Annotated in this window: 18 protein-coding genes, 1 pseudogene and 1 other annotated feature; of the genes and pseudogenes, 12 read left to right on the top strand and 7 right to left on the bottom strand. The window is 42.3% G+C overall.

What is annotated here, in order from left to right; translation table 11 throughout:
* Positions 1–18 precede the first annotated feature (18 nt).
* Both KNO87_RS08670 and KNO87_RS08665 read left to right on the top strand, forming a co-directional pair.
* A complete protein-coding gene (locus KNO87_RS08670) occupies positions 19–1,062 on the top strand; it encodes a phosphotransferase (protein WP_214795080.1) in 1,044 nt (347 codons plus the stop codon).
* A complete protein-coding gene (locus tag KNO87_RS08665; RefSeq protein ID WP_214795078.1) occupies positions 1,059–1,697 on the top strand; it encodes a carbon-nitrogen hydrolase family protein in 639 nt (212 codons plus the stop codon). The genes KNO87_RS08670 and KNO87_RS08665 overlap by 4 nt, the downstream gene beginning before the upstream one ends.
* 90 nt (positions 1,698–1,787) lie before the next feature.
* Here KNO87_RS08665 and KNO87_RS08660 read toward each other — a convergent pair.
* A pseudogene (locus tag KNO87_RS08660) lies at positions 1,788–2,467 on the bottom strand (class I SAM-dependent methyltransferase).
* 403 nt (positions 2,468–2,870) lie between these two features.
* Between KNO87_RS08660 and KNO87_RS08655 the strand changes: the two are divergent.
* From KNO87_RS08655 to KNO87_RS08645, 3 genes are all read left to right on the top strand, one after another.
* Complete coding sequence (locus KNO87_RS08655) at positions 2,871–3,548, top strand: HAD family hydrolase (RefSeq protein WP_214795076.1); 678 nt, start codon at positions 2,871–2,873, stop codon at positions 3,546–3,548.
* A gap of 49 nt (positions 3,549–3,597) precedes the next feature.
* Complete coding sequence (locus KNO87_RS08650) at positions 3,598–4,125, top strand: DUF2199 domain-containing protein (RefSeq protein ID WP_214795074.1); 528 nt, start codon at positions 3,598–3,600, stop codon at positions 4,123–4,125.
* 221 nt (positions 4,126–4,346) lie between these two features.
* On the top strand, positions 4,347–5,036 hold the full coding sequence (locus KNO87_RS08645; RefSeq protein ID WP_214795072.1) for a glyoxalase: 690 nt from the start codon (positions 4,347–4,349) through the stop codon (positions 5,034–5,036).
* A 514-nt stretch (positions 5,037–5,550) separates the two neighbouring features.
* On the opposite strand, the gene KNO87_RS08640 is transcribed toward KNO87_RS08645, so the two are convergent.
* Positions 5,551–6,366 carry a diguanylate cyclase domain-containing protein gene (locus tag KNO87_RS08640; RefSeq protein WP_214795070.1) on the bottom strand — a complete coding sequence of 272 codons (816 nt, stop codon included), beginning with the start codon at positions 6,364–6,366 and terminating at the stop codon, positions 5,551–5,553.
* 218 nt (positions 6,367–6,584) lie between these two features.
* Between KNO87_RS08640 and KNO87_RS08635 the strand changes: the two genes are divergently transcribed.
* From KNO87_RS08635 to KNO87_RS08625, 3 genes are read left to right on the top strand one after another with little or no spacing between them, the layout of a single operon-like run.
* Positions 6,585–7,121: a Rossmann-fold NAD(P)-binding domain-containing protein gene (locus KNO87_RS08635; protein WP_214795068.1), complete on the top strand. Its 537-nt coding sequence runs from the start codon at positions 6,585–6,587 to the stop codon at positions 7,119–7,121.
* Positions 7,118–7,504 carry an NUDIX hydrolase gene (locus KNO87_RS08630; protein WP_214795066.1) on the top strand — a complete coding sequence of 129 codons (387 nt, stop codon included), beginning with the start codon at positions 7,118–7,120 and terminating at the stop codon, positions 7,502–7,504. Before KNO87_RS08635 ends, KNO87_RS08630 begins: the two co-directional genes overlap by 4 nt.
* Positions 7,501–8,403: an alpha/beta fold hydrolase gene (locus KNO87_RS08625; protein ID WP_214795064.1), complete on the top strand. Its 903-nt coding sequence runs from the start codon at positions 7,501–7,503 to the stop codon at positions 8,401–8,403. The genes KNO87_RS08630 and KNO87_RS08625 overlap by 4 nt, the downstream gene beginning before the upstream one ends.
* Before the next feature lie 16 nt (positions 8,404–8,419).
* Here the strand turns inward: KNO87_RS08625 and KNO87_RS08620 are convergent, their stop codons facing one another.
* The 5 genes from KNO87_RS08620 to KNO87_RS08600 form a co-directional block, all read right to left on the bottom strand.
* Positions 8,420–9,652, bottom strand: a complete 1,233-nt coding sequence (locus KNO87_RS08620) for an MFS transporter (RefSeq protein WP_353047460.1) — start codon at positions 9,650–9,652, stop codon at positions 8,420–8,422.
* 58 nt (positions 9,653–9,710) lie between these two features.
* Positions 9,711–9,965 (bottom strand) — a binding site (T-box leader).
* Positions 9,966–10,086: 121 nt separating this feature from the next.
* On the bottom strand, positions 10,087–10,491 hold the full coding sequence (locus KNO87_RS08615) for a nucleoside 2-deoxyribosyltransferase (protein ID WP_214795061.1): 405 nt from the start codon (positions 10,489–10,491) through the stop codon (positions 10,087–10,089).
* Between the two features lie 286 nt (positions 10,492–10,777).
* The gene (locus KNO87_RS08610; RefSeq protein ID WP_214795059.1) at positions 10,778–11,257 is read right to left on the bottom strand and encodes a helix-turn-helix transcriptional regulator; all 480 of its coding nucleotides are present in this window, start codon (positions 11,255–11,257) and stop codon (positions 10,778–10,780) included.
* 28 nt (positions 11,258–11,285) lie between these two features.
* Positions 11,286–11,582 carry a hypothetical protein gene (locus tag KNO87_RS08605; protein ID WP_214795057.1) on the bottom strand — a complete coding sequence of 99 codons (297 nt, stop codon included), beginning with the start codon at positions 11,580–11,582 and terminating at the stop codon, positions 11,286–11,288.
* A gap of 97 nt (positions 11,583–11,679) precedes the next feature.
* Positions 11,680–12,888 (bottom strand): cation:proton antiporter, encoded by a 1,209-nt coding sequence (locus tag KNO87_RS08600; RefSeq protein ID WP_214795055.1) that lies wholly within the window; start codon positions 12,886–12,888, stop codon positions 11,680–11,682.
* A gap of 119 nt (positions 12,889–13,007) precedes the next feature.
* On the opposite strand from KNO87_RS08600, the gene KNO87_RS08595 reads away from it, so the two are divergent.
* The 4 genes from KNO87_RS08595 (at position 13,008) to KNO87_RS08580 (ending at position 15,406) form a co-directional block, all read left to right on the top strand.
* Entirely contained in the window at positions 13,008–13,376 is a 369-nt protein-coding gene (locus tag KNO87_RS08595; protein WP_031423744.1) for a PH domain-containing protein, read from the top strand.
* A 101-nt stretch (positions 13,377–13,477) separates the two neighbouring features.
* A complete protein-coding gene (locus KNO87_RS08590) occupies positions 13,478–14,158 on the top strand; it encodes a hypothetical protein (protein ID WP_214795053.1) in 681 nt (226 codons plus the stop codon).
* Positions 14,159–14,164: 6 nt separating this feature from the next.
* A complete protein-coding gene (locus tag KNO87_RS08585) occupies positions 14,165–14,815 on the top strand; it encodes a hypothetical protein (protein WP_214795051.1) in 651 nt (216 codons plus the stop codon).
* Positions 14,816–14,923: 108 nt separating this feature from the next.
* Positions 14,924–15,406, top strand: coding sequence for a GNAT family N-acetyltransferase (locus KNO87_RS08580; RefSeq protein WP_214795049.1), 483 nt, complete (start codon positions 14,924–14,926; stop codon positions 15,404–15,406).
* Positions 15,407–15,412 lie beyond the last annotated feature (6 nt).

Below are 15,412 nucleotides of genomic sequence, written 5' to 3'. Positions count from 1 at the left end.
AGAAGAAGTGGTCTAGAAATGAATGATAGTGAAAACAATTATTTGCTTACCATATGTCAGGTTTCTCAACTCGGAGAACTAATGAAGAATCCCGTACAAGTGACAGGTGGATTGATGCACAAGATGTTTAAAATCGAAACAGATCAAGGGCAATTCGCGATAAAATGGTTGAATCCATACATCATGGAACGGAGCGATGCATTACAAAATTTTATCCGTTCTGAAGAAATTGCATCTCTTGCTTCGAGACAGATTCCCGCTTTACCGGCCTTGAGAGTGAGTGCCCAAAGTATTCAACAGGTAGATGGACAATATTTTCTCATTTTCGATTGGGTGGAAGGAACATCCTTAAAACAATACGAGATCACAGCGAAGCATAGTTATGAAATCGGAGTGATTTTAGGAAAAATTCATCAAATGAACTTCTCTCAACAATTATCCAGTCAAGATACGTTTATGGAAGAAGTAAATCGGCTGGACTGGGAAGGTTATATAGCTTTAGGGATAGAGAAACAAGCGGAATGGCTACAGATGTTAGTCGATTTAAAAGATATACTGATTGATTTGAATGAAGCGGCCGTAAGAGCTTCTAACAGTCTTTCTTCTGAACTAGTTTTCAGTCACCGTGATTTAGACTCCAAGAATGTTTTATGGAACTCGATAGGACCGACTATCATCGATTGGGAATCTGCGGGTTCCATTCATCCGATGCAAGACTTAGTCGAGACTATGATTTATTGGTCCCGGGATGAGCAGGGGAAAGATAACCAAAAGAGGTTCAACGCATTTTTAGATGGATACAAAAAGATTCATCCACAGTTACAAGCGGATTGGCAGTCAGTTTTATCAATCAGCCATTGGAGCAAATTGAAGTGGTTAGCGTACAACTTGAAACGTTCAGTCGGAATAGACTATATAGACAGCGATGATCAGTTGATTGGTATGGAGCAAGTCAAATCGACCTTACATGAGTTAACAGGCGAGGTCTCTAACACGCCTCGTCTTCATCAGTGGATAACAGAGCACGGCGATGCAAACAAAGGAGTGGATTCTATTTCATGAATATTTTGATTGGACAACCAAAGATGGAACGAAATCTCGAGCAACTGAAGCTAGAGATTGAGTCGAACCCGACAGTGGACTTGATTCTCTATCCGGAGGGATATTGTACATATACAGAATTAGATAGGGTAAGAGAGTTGGCGATTCAGTTCAAAACGTCTATTGTGTTTGGATATCGAGATGAATCGAATAAAGATCGGGTCCTCATTATAAACAATAAAGGTGAGACACTTTTAACGAGACGGAAGACACCAGAGGATGAATTGTTGTTGATGCCTTCAACTGCTACGGATGGTTCAGAACAATACGGATATTTACTTTGTAGGGAGATTTTTATGGGCAGTGAGGGATTAAAAACGCATGAGCATCTATCAATCATTTTCAATCCAATCGGGGTCGGAATGTATAGTGAAGAACAGTTCACGGAGTGGTCGGAGGAAGCGAGAAAGATTGCGGTAGAACGTAAAGCGATAATCATCGGCACGAGTCATGCGGATGGATCGTATCGTAATTGTGGTGTATCGATACCAATCGCATATTGCTTTGATGAAAAGGGGGAAGACGTGTTCATATCGAAAAATGATACGCGGACGATAGTGGTAGATACAGGTTCAAGAAGTACGAGTATCGTATAACATAAGGGTATTGAAATTAAACTTAGATAGACCATCATAACGAACATCGACTCTTTAAATATTCATTTAAAGAGTCGATGTTCGTGATATTTATTTTTTTCTAAACAAAGCCGTCCACAGACCAGACACGCCGAATACCTCTTCGTCCAAACGCACTTCCTTCATTTCACGCATCTCAACCACTTCATAATCACTAAAGATGGATTGCTACCTTTCAGAAGTGAACCCCAATCCACCATTTAAACTTCTTTGGTGATACACTTCCCAATCCGTGATATTTGAACCACCGATGGCCCCTCCTTCTACAAAACAAGTAATTGCAAAGAGTCCACCGGGTTTTAAAGAATTCCAAACGAGTTCTTTATAGCTAGTACGTCTATGTGGTGCAATATGATGAAAACAACCAGAATCATAAATGATGTCATATGTGTTCGGTTCGAGTTTTACATTAAATAAACTGTCATGAATGAAATGAATATCGACTTGCTTTTCTATCGCGCGTTCCTTTGCCCATTGAATGGACGTAAGAGATAAATCAATTGCATCTACTTCGCAATTCTGTTCTGCAAAATATATTGCATTTCGACCAGGACCGGATCCATGAGACTCGAATTAAAATAGGCTACAAGATTCTCATCCGGTTTATTTTCAAAAAAAGGAATATTTTTATTTCGATCTGCATAAAAGGTATCCCAAAATTCACTCGGTTCCCTCAATAAAGAATCCAGCATCCTTAATAAATCTTCATTCGCTTCAATCGATTCTCTCATACATATTCCACCTTATATTGGTTATTTAATCTCCTCTAATTATACAATTAATGTAATATCTTTGGATTGATATAAGATTACAGTTATTTGATTTCATTCATATTTGATTAATGGTATAAGATGATCAAAATGAATTCAAAGCAATCCAGAAGGTTTTTATAGCTCATTTTGACGATATCTTGTACGTGTGGGAGTCTTCAGTTTCAAATTGAATATACGTACGTTTTTTCCTCTCTGAGAGCTACTCTCTATTTTTTAGAAAAGTATGTTGTTTACAAATATATCTAATTTATTTCATGTGCTACGATTTACTTGACGATTCACTTCGTCTAATTCCGGTCTGAGATAATAAAGCAAGATGAATGTTAAGTGCAAATACAGTCTTTTGAAGGAGAGGAACAATATGTCGCGCATAAAAGCAGTGATTTTTGATCTAGATGGAACGCTATTAAACCGTGATGAGTCGGTACAGAAGTTTATTAAGAGCCAATATAATCGAATCATTTCCTCGGTTGAATCTGTAAACCAAATGGACTATATGGCGAGATTTATTGAACTGGATCGACACGGATATGTATCAAAAGATGAAGTTTATGCACAACTGACATATGATTTTGCCTTTCACACAGTCTCCTCTGACAGGCTGCTCAAAGATTATACGGAACAATTCAACTATTCCTGCGTCCCTTACCCAAATTTGAGCGTAATGTTACACGAACTGAAGCGCCGCAAATACAAACTTGGCATGATTACAAACGGATATGGGCGCTTTCAAATGGATAACATCGAGAGACTAGGTATTGATCATTTGTTCGACACAATCTTGATTTCCGAATGGGAGGGAGTGAAGAAACCGAATCCAGAAATTTTCATGTTAGCACTCGAGCGACTTGGTGTATCATCAAGTGAGGCGATATATATGGGCGACCATCCAATCAATGATATACAAGCTTCAATGCATGTCGGGATGACGTCTGTTTGGAAAAGGACGGATGTGTGGAACGATATTGAAATTGAAGCAGATTTCACGATTGATGAACTAAATGAGATATTAATGAATCCGTTGCTCATCGACATTTAATTATTTCACATACCGAATTATCAACTTAAAAAATAGAAAGTGAGAATGTATGAAACACTTTTTTAAACGAAAACACAACAGTGATTGCAATTGCTCGAAATGTGGCACAAGGAATGAAAGCGAAGTTGGTTTTGGATCGATTATGCCAACCATTTTAGAAGGGCTGTCGAAACGGGAGATGAAGAGGCGCGTCGTCTTGACTGATGATGTGTGTGTCCTCGATGAAACTCACTTTTTCATTTACGGATGCCTCGAGATTCCGGTCATTGGGGAAGAGAATCCATTCATCTGGAACGTCTGGGTATCACTCAGTCCCGATAACTTTTTCAAAGTCATCGATTTATGGGAAGACCCAACACGTGTTGACCTCGAACCGATGTTCGGCTGGCTATCGACAGATCTCCCAATTTACCCGGACACTATCAATCTGAAAACGAATGTTCATATGCGTGAAGTCAGACTACGCCCGTTGATTGAACTCGAACCGACGAATCACCCTCTCGCTGTCGAGCAGCGCAACGGCATCACGAGGTCGCGGATCGATGATATATTCCGACTCGTTGAAAGTAATGGATAAAGGAGGATAACAGGGTGAGTCAATGGAAGTCATCCTTGATTTTCGACGATTCAGGTGAAACGTCAAAGTCAGTGATGGGCTTCAACCCCCACCACTTGGCAGAGGGACGTTTGTAACGAGCTGTTAGGCATGGATATGAGTTTGGCAGCATATAAAAAATACAAACGAATGACCAAGTAAAGGGATGAAGAATAGTGATGAGGAATGTGAGGGAAGATTTCATGAGAATCACAGAAACGATGCTTTACACGAACCGACTTGGTGAAATGAAACGTTTCTATACAAATCAGCTTGGATTATCAGTCATTGAAGAAGACTCGACGAGTTTTCGAATCAATCTAGGTGAAGATGCGTTGGTGTTTCAAGAAGCGACGACCAATCAAGAGCGACAATATCATTTCGCCATCAACATTCCGGCCAATCGATTCAAAGAAGCGAAAAAATGGATCAAATCACGTGTCTCACTTTTACGTGAAGATGGGGAGGATGAGATTTATTTCGAAGGGATTGATGCCTCGTCACTTTATTTTTATGATGCGGACGAGAATGTCGTCGAATTGATTGCGCGACATTCAATTAATGTAGAAAGTGATGCAGATGTATTTTCTACTGATGACTTTCTTGGAATCGGTGAGATGAGCCTGACTGCAATCAATCCGCTTCATGTCGCACAAGAACTTGCGAACATCGAGATCCACCGCCGAGACGGTAACCCAATCGATGAGCGTCACCTGAATTTTTTAGGCGCACCGAATAGCGATACATACATTTTATTGGTTCCACAAGGTCGTGTGTGGCTGTTTTCACCTAAGCTGTCGATACAGAGCCCGATTCAAATGACCATCAATCGACAATACGTCATTGAAATCGATGAGAATCATAAACTTAAAATTCATACGAATAAAAAATGAGTCCAATTCTGAACTCATTTTAGCTTATCGATAAAATAACATGTTCGAACTTGTCCTTCTTTTTTCACGCTCAGATAGAGTGAAGGTCTCACACAATTCCTAGTTCGTTCTTCGAAGATTATTCAAAATATAAAATATATATGGTTCTTATTATTCCCCATAATGAGATAGATGAATAAACTGTCACCATACTCCAATACAATTTAGGATGATTCAATCTTTTAAAGTAATGTACACTTAGAGTTGTAACGCAAACCGAAAAGACCGGAGCCCAAAAAAGGGCTGAAAGTAGCAACAGTGCATAATTTTCAGTTGGAATTAGTATAATCAACTCATCTGCTAATACCCACCAAGCCGTAAAAGAAAGAAGTATAAATATAATTTTTTTCAACATAACCTCCGTATGCAAGGACATATATTCCCACTACTTCTATTTTATGAAGTAATGCCGATTTCACTGCTCGGTAAAATAATTTTTAAAGCCGATATTTTGAAAATGAGTCCATTTCTGAACTCATTTTTTTTCGTCTTCACTCAAGTACATCCGAATCTCATCCAAACTCATAAAGGAATTCTCTAAGGTCACTTCAAATGATTTGTCTAAACAATCAATCACAAGCGGTTCGCTATCAAGACGAGAGTATCCATGTAACAGTGGTTTGATGCGTTCATGAACAATTTGTGCCTTTTCGAGTGAGGTTTGCGGAAAGAGGATGGCGAACGTGTCTGTGGCAACCCGATATTTTTTATCGGTCCGTCGTGTTGCTTCATGTAACTCGTCACTGAAATAATCTAAAAACCATTCATATTCGGATAATCCGTATCGTTTTTCGAAATCGTTTAAAAGCGGCAACGAAATGAATGTGACGACGAACGTTCCACCACTTCGAATCAATCGATCCCGCTCTGCTTCAAGGTCCATGAAAAATCGATTGCGATTATCAAACCCGGTCTCCGGATCGACAGCAATCAGTTGACTGACTCTCGCTTCTGCGACGTTCAAGGCAAATTGTGAGCGGAACAGGATGATTTGAAGCAAGTAAGCTAGAATCGTCAACATCGCTACTACCAGAAGAATCAGTAGTTGAACAATAAAGGGAATCGGAGTTCCAGACATCATGATGAAAAAGTAAACACCAAATCCTATCGAGATCAGGACACCAGAAGCCCGATGGATGAGAAGTGTTGAAAGGTAGAGGACAGGGATATAGATCATCCACCAGATGGGTAGATTGTTCATCATCAGAAGAGAAGATAATAAAGTACTTATTGTCAACGACCCAACGATGAGCGCAATTAGTTGAAGTGACATGGCAGACCAATGCCGCATCTCGTCTCCTCCTCCCTAAAAGAAATAAATTGTAATAGTAACACTATTATCCATTTTCCGAAATAGTGATGGTTCAAACCGATTCGGACACTTGATTCATTATAAGTGATTCTTCAAATGAATAACGGGATATTTTTGAAAAAACGCGAATGTTTCAGAACGCTTCTTTACCGAAAGCGAATTCATTTATTGGTGTATAATGGAAATGAGGTGATGACATGAATCTAAAACATATCTTAATTGTCGGTGGTACCGGAATGTTAGCTGAAGTCACATCTTGTTTGGCAAGCGAACATCTTGTCACTGTTATCGGGCGAGACACGGAAAGAATGGCAAAAGTCGTTCGACAAAACCCTGAAACGTGTCATCCACTAGTTGTCAATTATCGTAACGAACAGGACCTATCAAAAGGGCTTCAAGAATCAATCAAGCGACACGGACCATTTAAACAAGTCATCGCGTGGGTGCACAAGGACTCCGGGAAGGCGATGCAACTCATATTGAATCATTCTTTGCACGCAGATGTTCTACATATTTTAGGGAGTCAGGCGAATCCTGAACATGAGAAGAAGGCTTTGAACATAAGCGAACATCAAACATACCGACAAGTTCAATTAGGTGCGAAGCAGGATGGTGAGAACTTTCGTTGGTTGACGCATGACGAAATTCTGAACGGTGTGATTGATGCGATTGAGCACTCATTCGATTATCAATTACTTGGTCAACTTGTAAATAAGAGAGGTACGAATGGATGAAACAATGGATTGGATCAGCTGCTTTGTGCATCAACAAAAAAAGGGAAATTCTCCTCGTAAAGAACCGTGATGTTCAACGATGGAGTTTGCCATCAGGTGGTCTAGAAGACGGAGAAACTCTGGAACAGTGTTGTCAGCGCGAAGTGTTAGAAGAAACGGGTTATCGCATTTCTGTTAATCAACGACTACACATCAAACAAGCTATCATGTCGAACTATCAAGTCGAGACACATTATTTCTTGGCAAAGTGTGAAGAGCGGGTCGAGACCGCTAGGATTGATTCGGATATAGAGGAAGTCAATTGGTGGTCGCTTCATGAGTTAGAACGATTAGACCATGCGTTTCCAGAGGATCTCGAATTGATTCGAAGGTGGCTTAAATGAATAGAATGATTGAAGTCAATGGGTATGATGTTGAATATCGTTTATTCGGTTCCGGGGAACGCCTGATCGTGGTCATGACAGGTATGGGAGGTTCATTCGAAGAGTGGGTTTCTCTTTCCGAGCAATTAAGTGAGTCGTATCAAGTATTACTTTATCATCGCCCCGGTTATGGTGAGAGTGAGATGAACGATTATTCGAGTCGAATATCATCTCACATTTTGGAATGTACTGAATTATTGAACGCCCTTCAGCTACATCAACCGATTCTAGTAGTCGGTCATTCTTACGGTGGTTTGTGCGCGCAACACATGGCTAAAGTTTTTCCGAATAGAGTAGGAGGAGTCGTACTCGTCGATTCCACTTCCCATGATTTTTCTATATTAGATGACATAGAAACTCCGGTGATGGATCGTCAATATTCCGATGAAGATTGGCGGACGATGTGTCGTTCTTATTCAAATCTAACAAAAGAAGAATTAGAGCGTCTTCATCAACCAGAATTTTCACTCGAGCAACAAGGCTTATCATCAGATGCACGTGCACGTCTTAAACGATTTTATCAATCTCCTCAATTGTATAAAACGATGTTGGAAGAAGAATCGTTCTGGCGTGATGACGCCGCGATCATCAAACAAATGGGCACATTTTCATCGATTCCGTTAATTGTCATCGGCAGAGACCATGAAGCGATGATTCAGGAAGGGATAAATGGAGGGGTGCCTGAGTCAGAAATTCGCTTACTAGAGGAAACATGGCATGAACTCATCCATCAACAATTGAGTTTATCGAATCAATCTGAACTCATCATCGCGGAAAATGCAGGACACCAAATTCACTTACAACGACCAGACATTATCATCGAGGCTATACATCGAATCGAACGAGCCAGTCGCATTTAAACGACCGATCTATGAATTAAGAAGCTTCTTCAATTGAATCGTGAGTGAAATACTCCCGTTTCGAACGGTCACGAATGACGTACAACGTGAAACAACCGATTAAGAAGAAAACAATTGAGAATGCGAGATAGACCGGACGAATCCCGACCAATTCGGCAAGGAGTCCGATCCCGAATGTGAGAACGATGACGAGTAGCGACTCTGCCACACTGATGACACCCGAGAACCGACCCATGATTTCGACCGGGACATGGTGTTGATAGAATGACAAAAAACCGGTATTGGCAAAGGCAAGCGCGAACGTCAGAATGAAAAATCCGATGGAAGCCATCGTGAACGAGGATGAACCTGCGAATAGGAGATAGCCGACTGGTGTCATGATACCCCCGAATCCGATACAAAACGATAAAGAAAGACGGTGACTCCATCTTGAATTGATGAGTGACCCAACGATAATCCCAATTCCAGCGATACTGACGAGAAACCCATATCGGCTCTCAGACAAGTGTAGGACTTGGGTCGCGAATGACGCTTCCAACGAGTCAAGTCCAGACATGAAGATCGTCGTGACGCAGAATAATCCATAAATGAGCGTCACATATCTGGCATTCGAAGCGAAACGGATGACGACCTTCCAATCTTCCATAATCATTCGAACAGAGAATGGTTCAACAGACGCATCTGTTCGAAGATGAGACGGAAGGAGAAGCAGCATGCCTACCGAGACGATGAGTGCGAAGGCGTTCACAAAAATCGCAAATGACGGGCTCCCGACTAGAAAGAGTAATCCCGCAATCGTCGGACCTAAAATAAAACCGGATGACTGCACAAAATTTTTCATCGCATTGAACTTTTGTCGGTTCGAGGCAGGTACGAGTTGCGTCATGTAGACCAGGCTCGATGATTCGAACAATGAACTCATCAAATTCAGGATGAAAACGACTCCATAGATGAGCCACAAAGAATCGATCCAGCCTAAGCTGAATACGAGACATGCGCGCAGGACATCTAGCAACATCATCAATCGTCTCGTATCGACCCGATCAATCAGGCTACCTGACCATAGGTTCGCTGTGATTGAAGCGAGCGGGACTAGTACATAGAGAATCGAGACGGCGAATGGAGACCCCGTCATCTCGAGGACGATCAGGTTGAGCGCGATAAAGTATACCCAGGCACCGAGATTTGAGATTCCGACACTGACGAGCAGCAGCGTAGAGGTTTTTCGAAACGAGTACAAGTCAATCACTCCTTCTATTTTTGATCACTTTCGGAACGCAAAAAAATCCCACCCCCAAGAACGAAGTCTTGGGGACGAGATTCTCATCGTGGTGCCACCCCTGTTCGTCCGCACGTCACCGTACGAACCTTGTTCGGTACTGCCGAACGAGTCGGACTATACCTCAACTCTATAACGGGAGTGCCCGTCGCCATATCGCTCGAGATGAGTTCCATAGCGCTGCTCGGAGTCTTGTTTCGATCCATCCTCTTTACCCTTTTTCACCGGACAGGGCTCTCTTATGAAAGATTCATGAATGTACTCTTCTCTTCATCGCGTTTGTCAGATCATTTTTGTAAGGATAGCATATTGTGAAAATATAGGAAAGATTATTTTGTATAAATATGTATCTATCTAACTCTATGCTGCACCCCCTCGATTTCGTGAGAATCAAGGTCATCTGCTTAAGCGTGAGTAAAGGACTGCAGATGATGATGAATTTGGCGGGGAAGGTCACGGAACGCTCCGTCACAAAGGTGTACCGCATCGACGTGATAGAACGTACTTGTCTCCTCCATATTCATCATCTGATCGCCTAAATCGTATAGGAAAACGAATTTGTTCATCCCGAGAGCGATCCCGAGCTCTACATGTGCGCCTTTTCCTCCAGGTAAGAGGATGACGACGAAGTCCGCTGTTTGAATTCCAGCAACCTCTTCTTCGCCAATCGTACGTAACGCATCGATTGAAGCGGCACGTTCGTTTTGTGTCCAATCGTATGTATGGGCGTGACCGAGCGCAATCAGCTGATCACGGATAAACCGTACTTCTTCGATATTCGCAAAACTTGAACCGACATAAAACCGCATTTGAAACCCTCCAATTCGTTATAGATGCTTCATCTGGTATAATGCTACGACATAAAATAGGATGATTAACAGACAACAGAGTACAAGGAAAAAAATCACGCTAATCAGGACGAATTTCATCAAAGAAAGTGAAACGTATGATTGAATCAAGCGCGTGATTGATAAAGACGAGAGGACGAGTAAAATGATTGTGCCAACGAACCAAATGGAGTCATTCGCGATGTTTGGGATCAGCCAAAAATAGACGATCGTTATGACGATTAGACTGAAAGCCATCATCAAATCTTTATGCTTTTGAGTCATTGGATCCCCCTCGTCGATGTTCCAACTTCAACCGCACTTGTTCGGCATCTTCCGCATCAAACGTGCTGTACCATCTCACATGATCGAGATCGATGACGCGGTAATGTCCGCTGATGATGTTCTGTTGAAGAATGAAGTGGGGACCCTCATTGATTGCATGCCAAAAGACGCGTCCGCCGAGCGTCTTTTCTTTCGGCTCGTATGTGTTCTCGGTTGCAATCAGCTTAACGAACTCGACCGGGTCGTCACCGATTAGATGTATGAGAACCTCACTCTCATTGAATAGTGCACATAATGTCACAACCGTCGACCAACTCGCTTCATTCCGCTCCTTCTCGATTTGAATGAGCGTTTTTTTAGATATGCCAAGTAAATTGGCCATCTCTTCCTGTGAATGCTGGGATTCGATTCGAATCAGCTTGATCTTACGAGAAACTTGTCCGAGAAATTCGGATTTTTGCATATGGGTTCTTCCTTCCTATTCGTAGAACTCAAAGTGACGCCGAGCTAATGAAAATCAGTAACCATGAGATTCCGAGAAACACCGTGAACAAGAGTAGGCAGACAATGATGTAGCAACAAATGTATTGCCAATATGTGAGTCGTTTTGATTGATAGAAGTGGTATGTAAAACTGAACGTCGCAATGCCGATGACTAAGAAGGCGACGAGATCCCAGATGATTCCAACTTTTAAGAACGATGGAGTAAGGTACGATGCAACAAGAGCAAGTACAACCGTCACAACTCCAGTAGAAATGGCAGCGGATGGTGTTGAAGTGTTTTCCAACATAATCACCTCCTAATATATTACAAGTGTAATTTTACACTAAAAGTAGACAAAGTCAATTTTCAATTCGTAAAAAAGCCCTTCTCAAGGAAGGACTCTATCTATCGTCATGCTTGTTCGTTAAATATGTCGTCAGTGGATAGACACCGATGCTTTGCAAAACAAGCGAGAGTAAAATGACGGCGAATGCGAGGGAAATCATCTCGTTCGACCCGTCGATGTTCTCTGCTTCTAGCCAGAGGACGAGGGCAATCGACATCGTCCCTTTGATTCCGGACCAAGTAAGGAGAGAAGTCGCCGTTAAATCATCTTTAAATTCCTTACGCCAGACGGGGACCGAATAGACGAGGCCGCCGACGACGATGAATCGGGTCACGATTGAAAGTAGGAACAAAAGAACGGCGAACGTCCAGAGTGATACAGAAAGATAGCTGGTCGCTTCGATTCCAATCAATAAGAACAAGAGCGCTAGCAACATCGGAATGACAATGTCCCAGAAACCGTCTAGATGACGCTGGACCGATTCGTAATCCTCTTTTGTTCCGAGTTCGTGAGACAACATCATGCCGGCCGTCACCGTTGCGAGGACCCCAGACACTTCTAGCGCATCGGCGAGATAAAAGGCACCATATGCAGTCACGATGGTCAACATGACGAGCTCATGCTTTTTAAAACTGACGATCATCAATTTCTTAAGTAGAAATCCAAAAATAAAGCCGATGCCGATTCCTCCGGCGGACACCATCAAAAATTCGGTCAAAAAGCTGAGTGTGGAGAATCGTTCTCCTGTCGCGAACATACTGAGAAAGATGGTGAAGATGACGACACTCGTTCCATCGTTCACCATCGATTCGCCTTCGACGACGTCAGCAATCCGCTTCTCCCCCTTACTTCGTTTCAAGATAGCCGTCACGGAAACGGGATCCGTCGGAATCAAGATGGATGCTAATAAAAAGGAAGCGGTCAACGTGAGCGGGGTAAACAACTCGCTGATCCAAAACGTACCATATCCCATCAAGATGGCGGTCAAGACAAGCCCGACCGTACTCAATATAGTGATGATCCCGATATTGTCCTTCAAATCCTTATATTTGAACTGGTAAGCCGATGTAAAGAGAAGTGCTGGCAGGAACACCTCGAAAATCATATCTTTTGAGATGAACACCGAATCAAAAAAGGCAATATACGAGAGACCAATCCCAATCAAAACCAAAATAACCGGGACAGGAAAGTAATTTCTTTTGGAATCAATCAAATAAATAAAATAGCCAATCAGTAGTAATGTGATCACCTGCTGCGCGATCATAACGACGTCCTCCTCCACAATCAACATGCTATACAGTATCTTCCCATTCAAGGTCTAATCAAACGAGAATTGTGGAATATAAGAGATAGTACATTTAATTTATTCAGGGAGGAATCAACATGGGAAACCCGATTGGAGATTTATCTTGGACGTTTTATTCGGAGTGTGAGGTGCCGAGTGATATCACGGAGTCATTCATCGATGGGGAGCGGGCGGTAGCGGCTTATAAGACAGTGCGTGACGTCGCTGTCTTCACGAACAAACGACTGATTGTCCGTGACGCACAAGGGTTGACGGGTAAGAAGATTGAGGTCTACTCGCTTCCGTACGATTCGATCAATATGTACTCGACCGAAAACGCAGGACGCATGTTCGACTTGAACTCGGAAGTCCAGCTGTTCACTCGCGCCGGAACGATTAAAATCAATTTGAATAAAAAAGTGGATGTGCGCAAGTTCGACCGATTACTTGCAGAAGCAATCCTTTAAAGCAGGGGACCGAGAAATCTCTCGGTTCTTATTTTTGGATTTTTCTGACAATCCATAATCTTGCATGATACGATAGTACATAATGTGTGACGGAGGTTACGATGAAATTTACAATCCGACTATTGATGGTCATGTTAGGTAGTTTGATGTTGGTGACTGGATTCATCTATCTGGCCCGACTGTTTTGGGACTGGTTTCATGACCCGACAAAAGGTGGGATCGTGCTTCTCTTGTCTGGAGAGGACGGAACCAGCAGTGGTGCTTATGGAGGGAAGTTTCGTCTGAAGGAAGATGAGGACTTTCAAATCTTGAATCATGTCTTTTTAGACTATACGTTCGGAACAGGTGGGACGGTAACAGAGTCGGGAAATTCAGTCTGGTTATGGTTCCTTATAGGAGGTTTGATTGTCTTCCTAATTTTGATGCTCAGCATGATCCGGAAAAGAAAGCGTGTCGCCTCGACTGTTGATTTCTCGAGTGACGTCGTAAAACGAAGAGTGCGAACGGCCAAAGCAAAAGCATTTGTGGAATTTAAAGAGATTCAATGGACCGATAGCGCGATTCGGAATGCGCTCATCCAGTTCAATCTGGATTTACCGGTTTCATTAAAACACCAATCGAATGAGACGGTGTTGGATTGGTTCAAGCGGATTGGTGTAGAAGAGGTGGACCTCTCTCCTTACTGGAGGACGAGGTATGTGGATGAAGTGGTGAGTGATGAAGAGACACGACGATTTCAAGAGGCGTTACAGTTCATGCGATTGGAAGAAGGAAGGGAATGAGTATGTATGTATCAACAAAGAGAATTAGTTGATTTTGATATTCAAGAGCTAATGGGAACCGCTAATTTGGTACAATCCGATCATCATTTCTACATCGAATGGAACGAGTCCGTTATATCTCTCAATCATCACAAACACGTTTCGGGTATTCGGATCATCGACAAGAATCACTTGTTCATCTGGGCGTTTACGTTAGAAGGGGAACCAATCAATGCGTGGGTATTGAATGCACGTGGCCATATCAAGCATTCCTTTCATGCAGGAAATGCGATTGCAGCGGTTGCGATGAATGATACCGGGATTTGGGTCGGGTACGGGGACGAAGGTATCTTTGGAAAAGGAATCTCCACCAATGCACTCGTCTGTTTCTCAAAAGAGGGGGCCGTACGTTTTCGCTATAATCAAGAGGTTAGAAAGGCTCCGGTCCTTCATGATTGTGACGTGATGTGTGCGTCAGAGAAGGGAGTGTGGGTCATTTCTTCAATCGACGGTCGTCTCGTTCATGCCCATGCGAACGGACGGATTGACTCCTTTCCGATGCCACGTCATCTGCTTGACTGTTCTTCGTTGACAATTGAAGACGGTGTTGCCTATGTCGTGAAAGAAGAGCAGGTGTATCGCTGGCCATTCAATGATAGAAAGCGTACCGAAATATGATAAGGGCAATGGAGTCGATAATGAAGAAGCTGAAAAATGGACTGATTTTATATTTCACATACCGTATGTATATAACAGTTTTATATATAAACAACAGAGGTGAGCACCATGATTTTACCAATCGATTCTAGTATGCAAGAACAAGTTCGAGACTTCTATATTAAACAGTGGGGGTCATCTCAAATGGTCGTCTCTTCTGGAACATACGATTGTGCGGAGCTCGGAGGATTCGTCTATATGAAATCCAATAAAATCCGAGGTCTTGTGACATATGTCCTGCGAGATAAGGAAGTAGAGATTGTATCTCTTGATAGTCTGACAGAGAATAGTGGGATTGGGTCTCGTTTACTACGTGCTGTTGAACAAATCGCTATACATCACGGAGCAGTTCAATCGGCCGTCATTACAACGAATGATAATTTGAGAGCGCTCGGCTTTTATCAACGTCGTGGCTATCGTTCAGAACGTATCATTCATGATGCGGTGACGCGGGCAAGAAAACTGAAATCGACAATCCCACAAGTTGGGTATGATAAGATTCCTTTATTGGATGAAATTTTACTCACAAAAAAACTGAAAGAAAAGAAATGAGGAATT

The sequence above is a fragment of the Exiguobacterium sp. s34 genome (genome assembly GCF_018617435.1).
Taxonomy (GTDB): domain Bacteria; phylum Bacillota; class Bacilli; order Exiguobacteriales; family Exiguobacteriaceae; genus Exiguobacterium; species Exiguobacterium aestuarii.
Note: the sequence above shows the minus strand (reverse complement) of the source record. Positions and strands in the feature narration are given on the sequence as shown.

Coding starts and splice junctions, on each gene's coding strand:
- KNO87_RS08590 (WP_214795053.1), top strand. CDS start 13,478: ATGAAATTTACAATCCGACTATTGATGGTCATGTTAGGTAGTTTGATG.
- KNO87_RS08595 (WP_031423744.1), top strand. CDS start 13,008: ATGGGAAACCCGATTGGAGATTTATCTTGGACGTTTTATTCGGAGTGT.
- KNO87_RS08615 (WP_214795061.1), bottom strand. CDS start 10,491: ATGCGGTTTTATGTCGGTTCAAGTTTTGCGAATATCGAAGAAGTACGG.
- KNO87_RS08645 (WP_214795072.1), top strand. CDS start 4,347: ATGAGAATCACAGAAACGATGCTTTACACGAACCGACTTGGTGAAATG.
- KNO87_RS08585 (WP_214795051.1), top strand. CDS start 14,165: ATGTATCAACAAAGAGAATTAGTTGATTTTGATATTCAAGAGCTAATG.
- KNO87_RS08650 (WP_214795074.1), top strand. CDS start 3,598: ATGAAACACTTTTTTAAACGAAAACACAACAGTGATTGCAATTGCTCG.
- KNO87_RS08635 (WP_214795068.1), top strand. CDS start 6,585: ATGAATCTAAAACATATCTTAATTGTCGGTGGTACCGGAATGTTAGCT.
- KNO87_RS08665 (WP_214795078.1), top strand. CDS start 1,059: ATGAATATTTTGATTGGACAACCAAAGATGGAACGAAATCTCGAGCAA.
- KNO87_RS08625 (WP_214795064.1), top strand. CDS start 7,501: ATGAATAGAATGATTGAAGTCAATGGGTATGATGTTGAATATCGTTTA.
- KNO87_RS08630 (WP_214795066.1), top strand. CDS start 7,118: ATGAAACAATGGATTGGATCAGCTGCTTTGTGCATCAACAAAAAAAGG.
- KNO87_RS08600 (WP_214795055.1), bottom strand. CDS start 12,888: ATGATCGCGCAGCAGGTGATCACATTACTACTGATTGGCTATTTTATT.
- KNO87_RS08610 (WP_214795059.1), bottom strand. CDS start 11,257: ATGCAAAAATCCGAATTTCTCGGACAAGTTTCTCGTAAGATCAAGCTG.
- KNO87_RS08580 (WP_214795049.1), top strand. CDS start 14,924: ATGATTTTACCAATCGATTCTAGTATGCAAGAACAAGTTCGAGACTTC.
- KNO87_RS08655 (WP_214795076.1), top strand. CDS start 2,871: ATGTCGCGCATAAAAGCAGTGATTTTTGATCTAGATGGAACGCTATTA.
- KNO87_RS08640 (WP_214795070.1), bottom strand. CDS start 6,366: ATGCGGCATTGGTCTGCCATGTCACTTCAACTAATTGCGCTCATCGTT.
- KNO87_RS08670 (WP_214795080.1), top strand. CDS start 19: ATGAATGATAGTGAAAACAATTATTTGCTTACCATATGTCAGGTTTCT.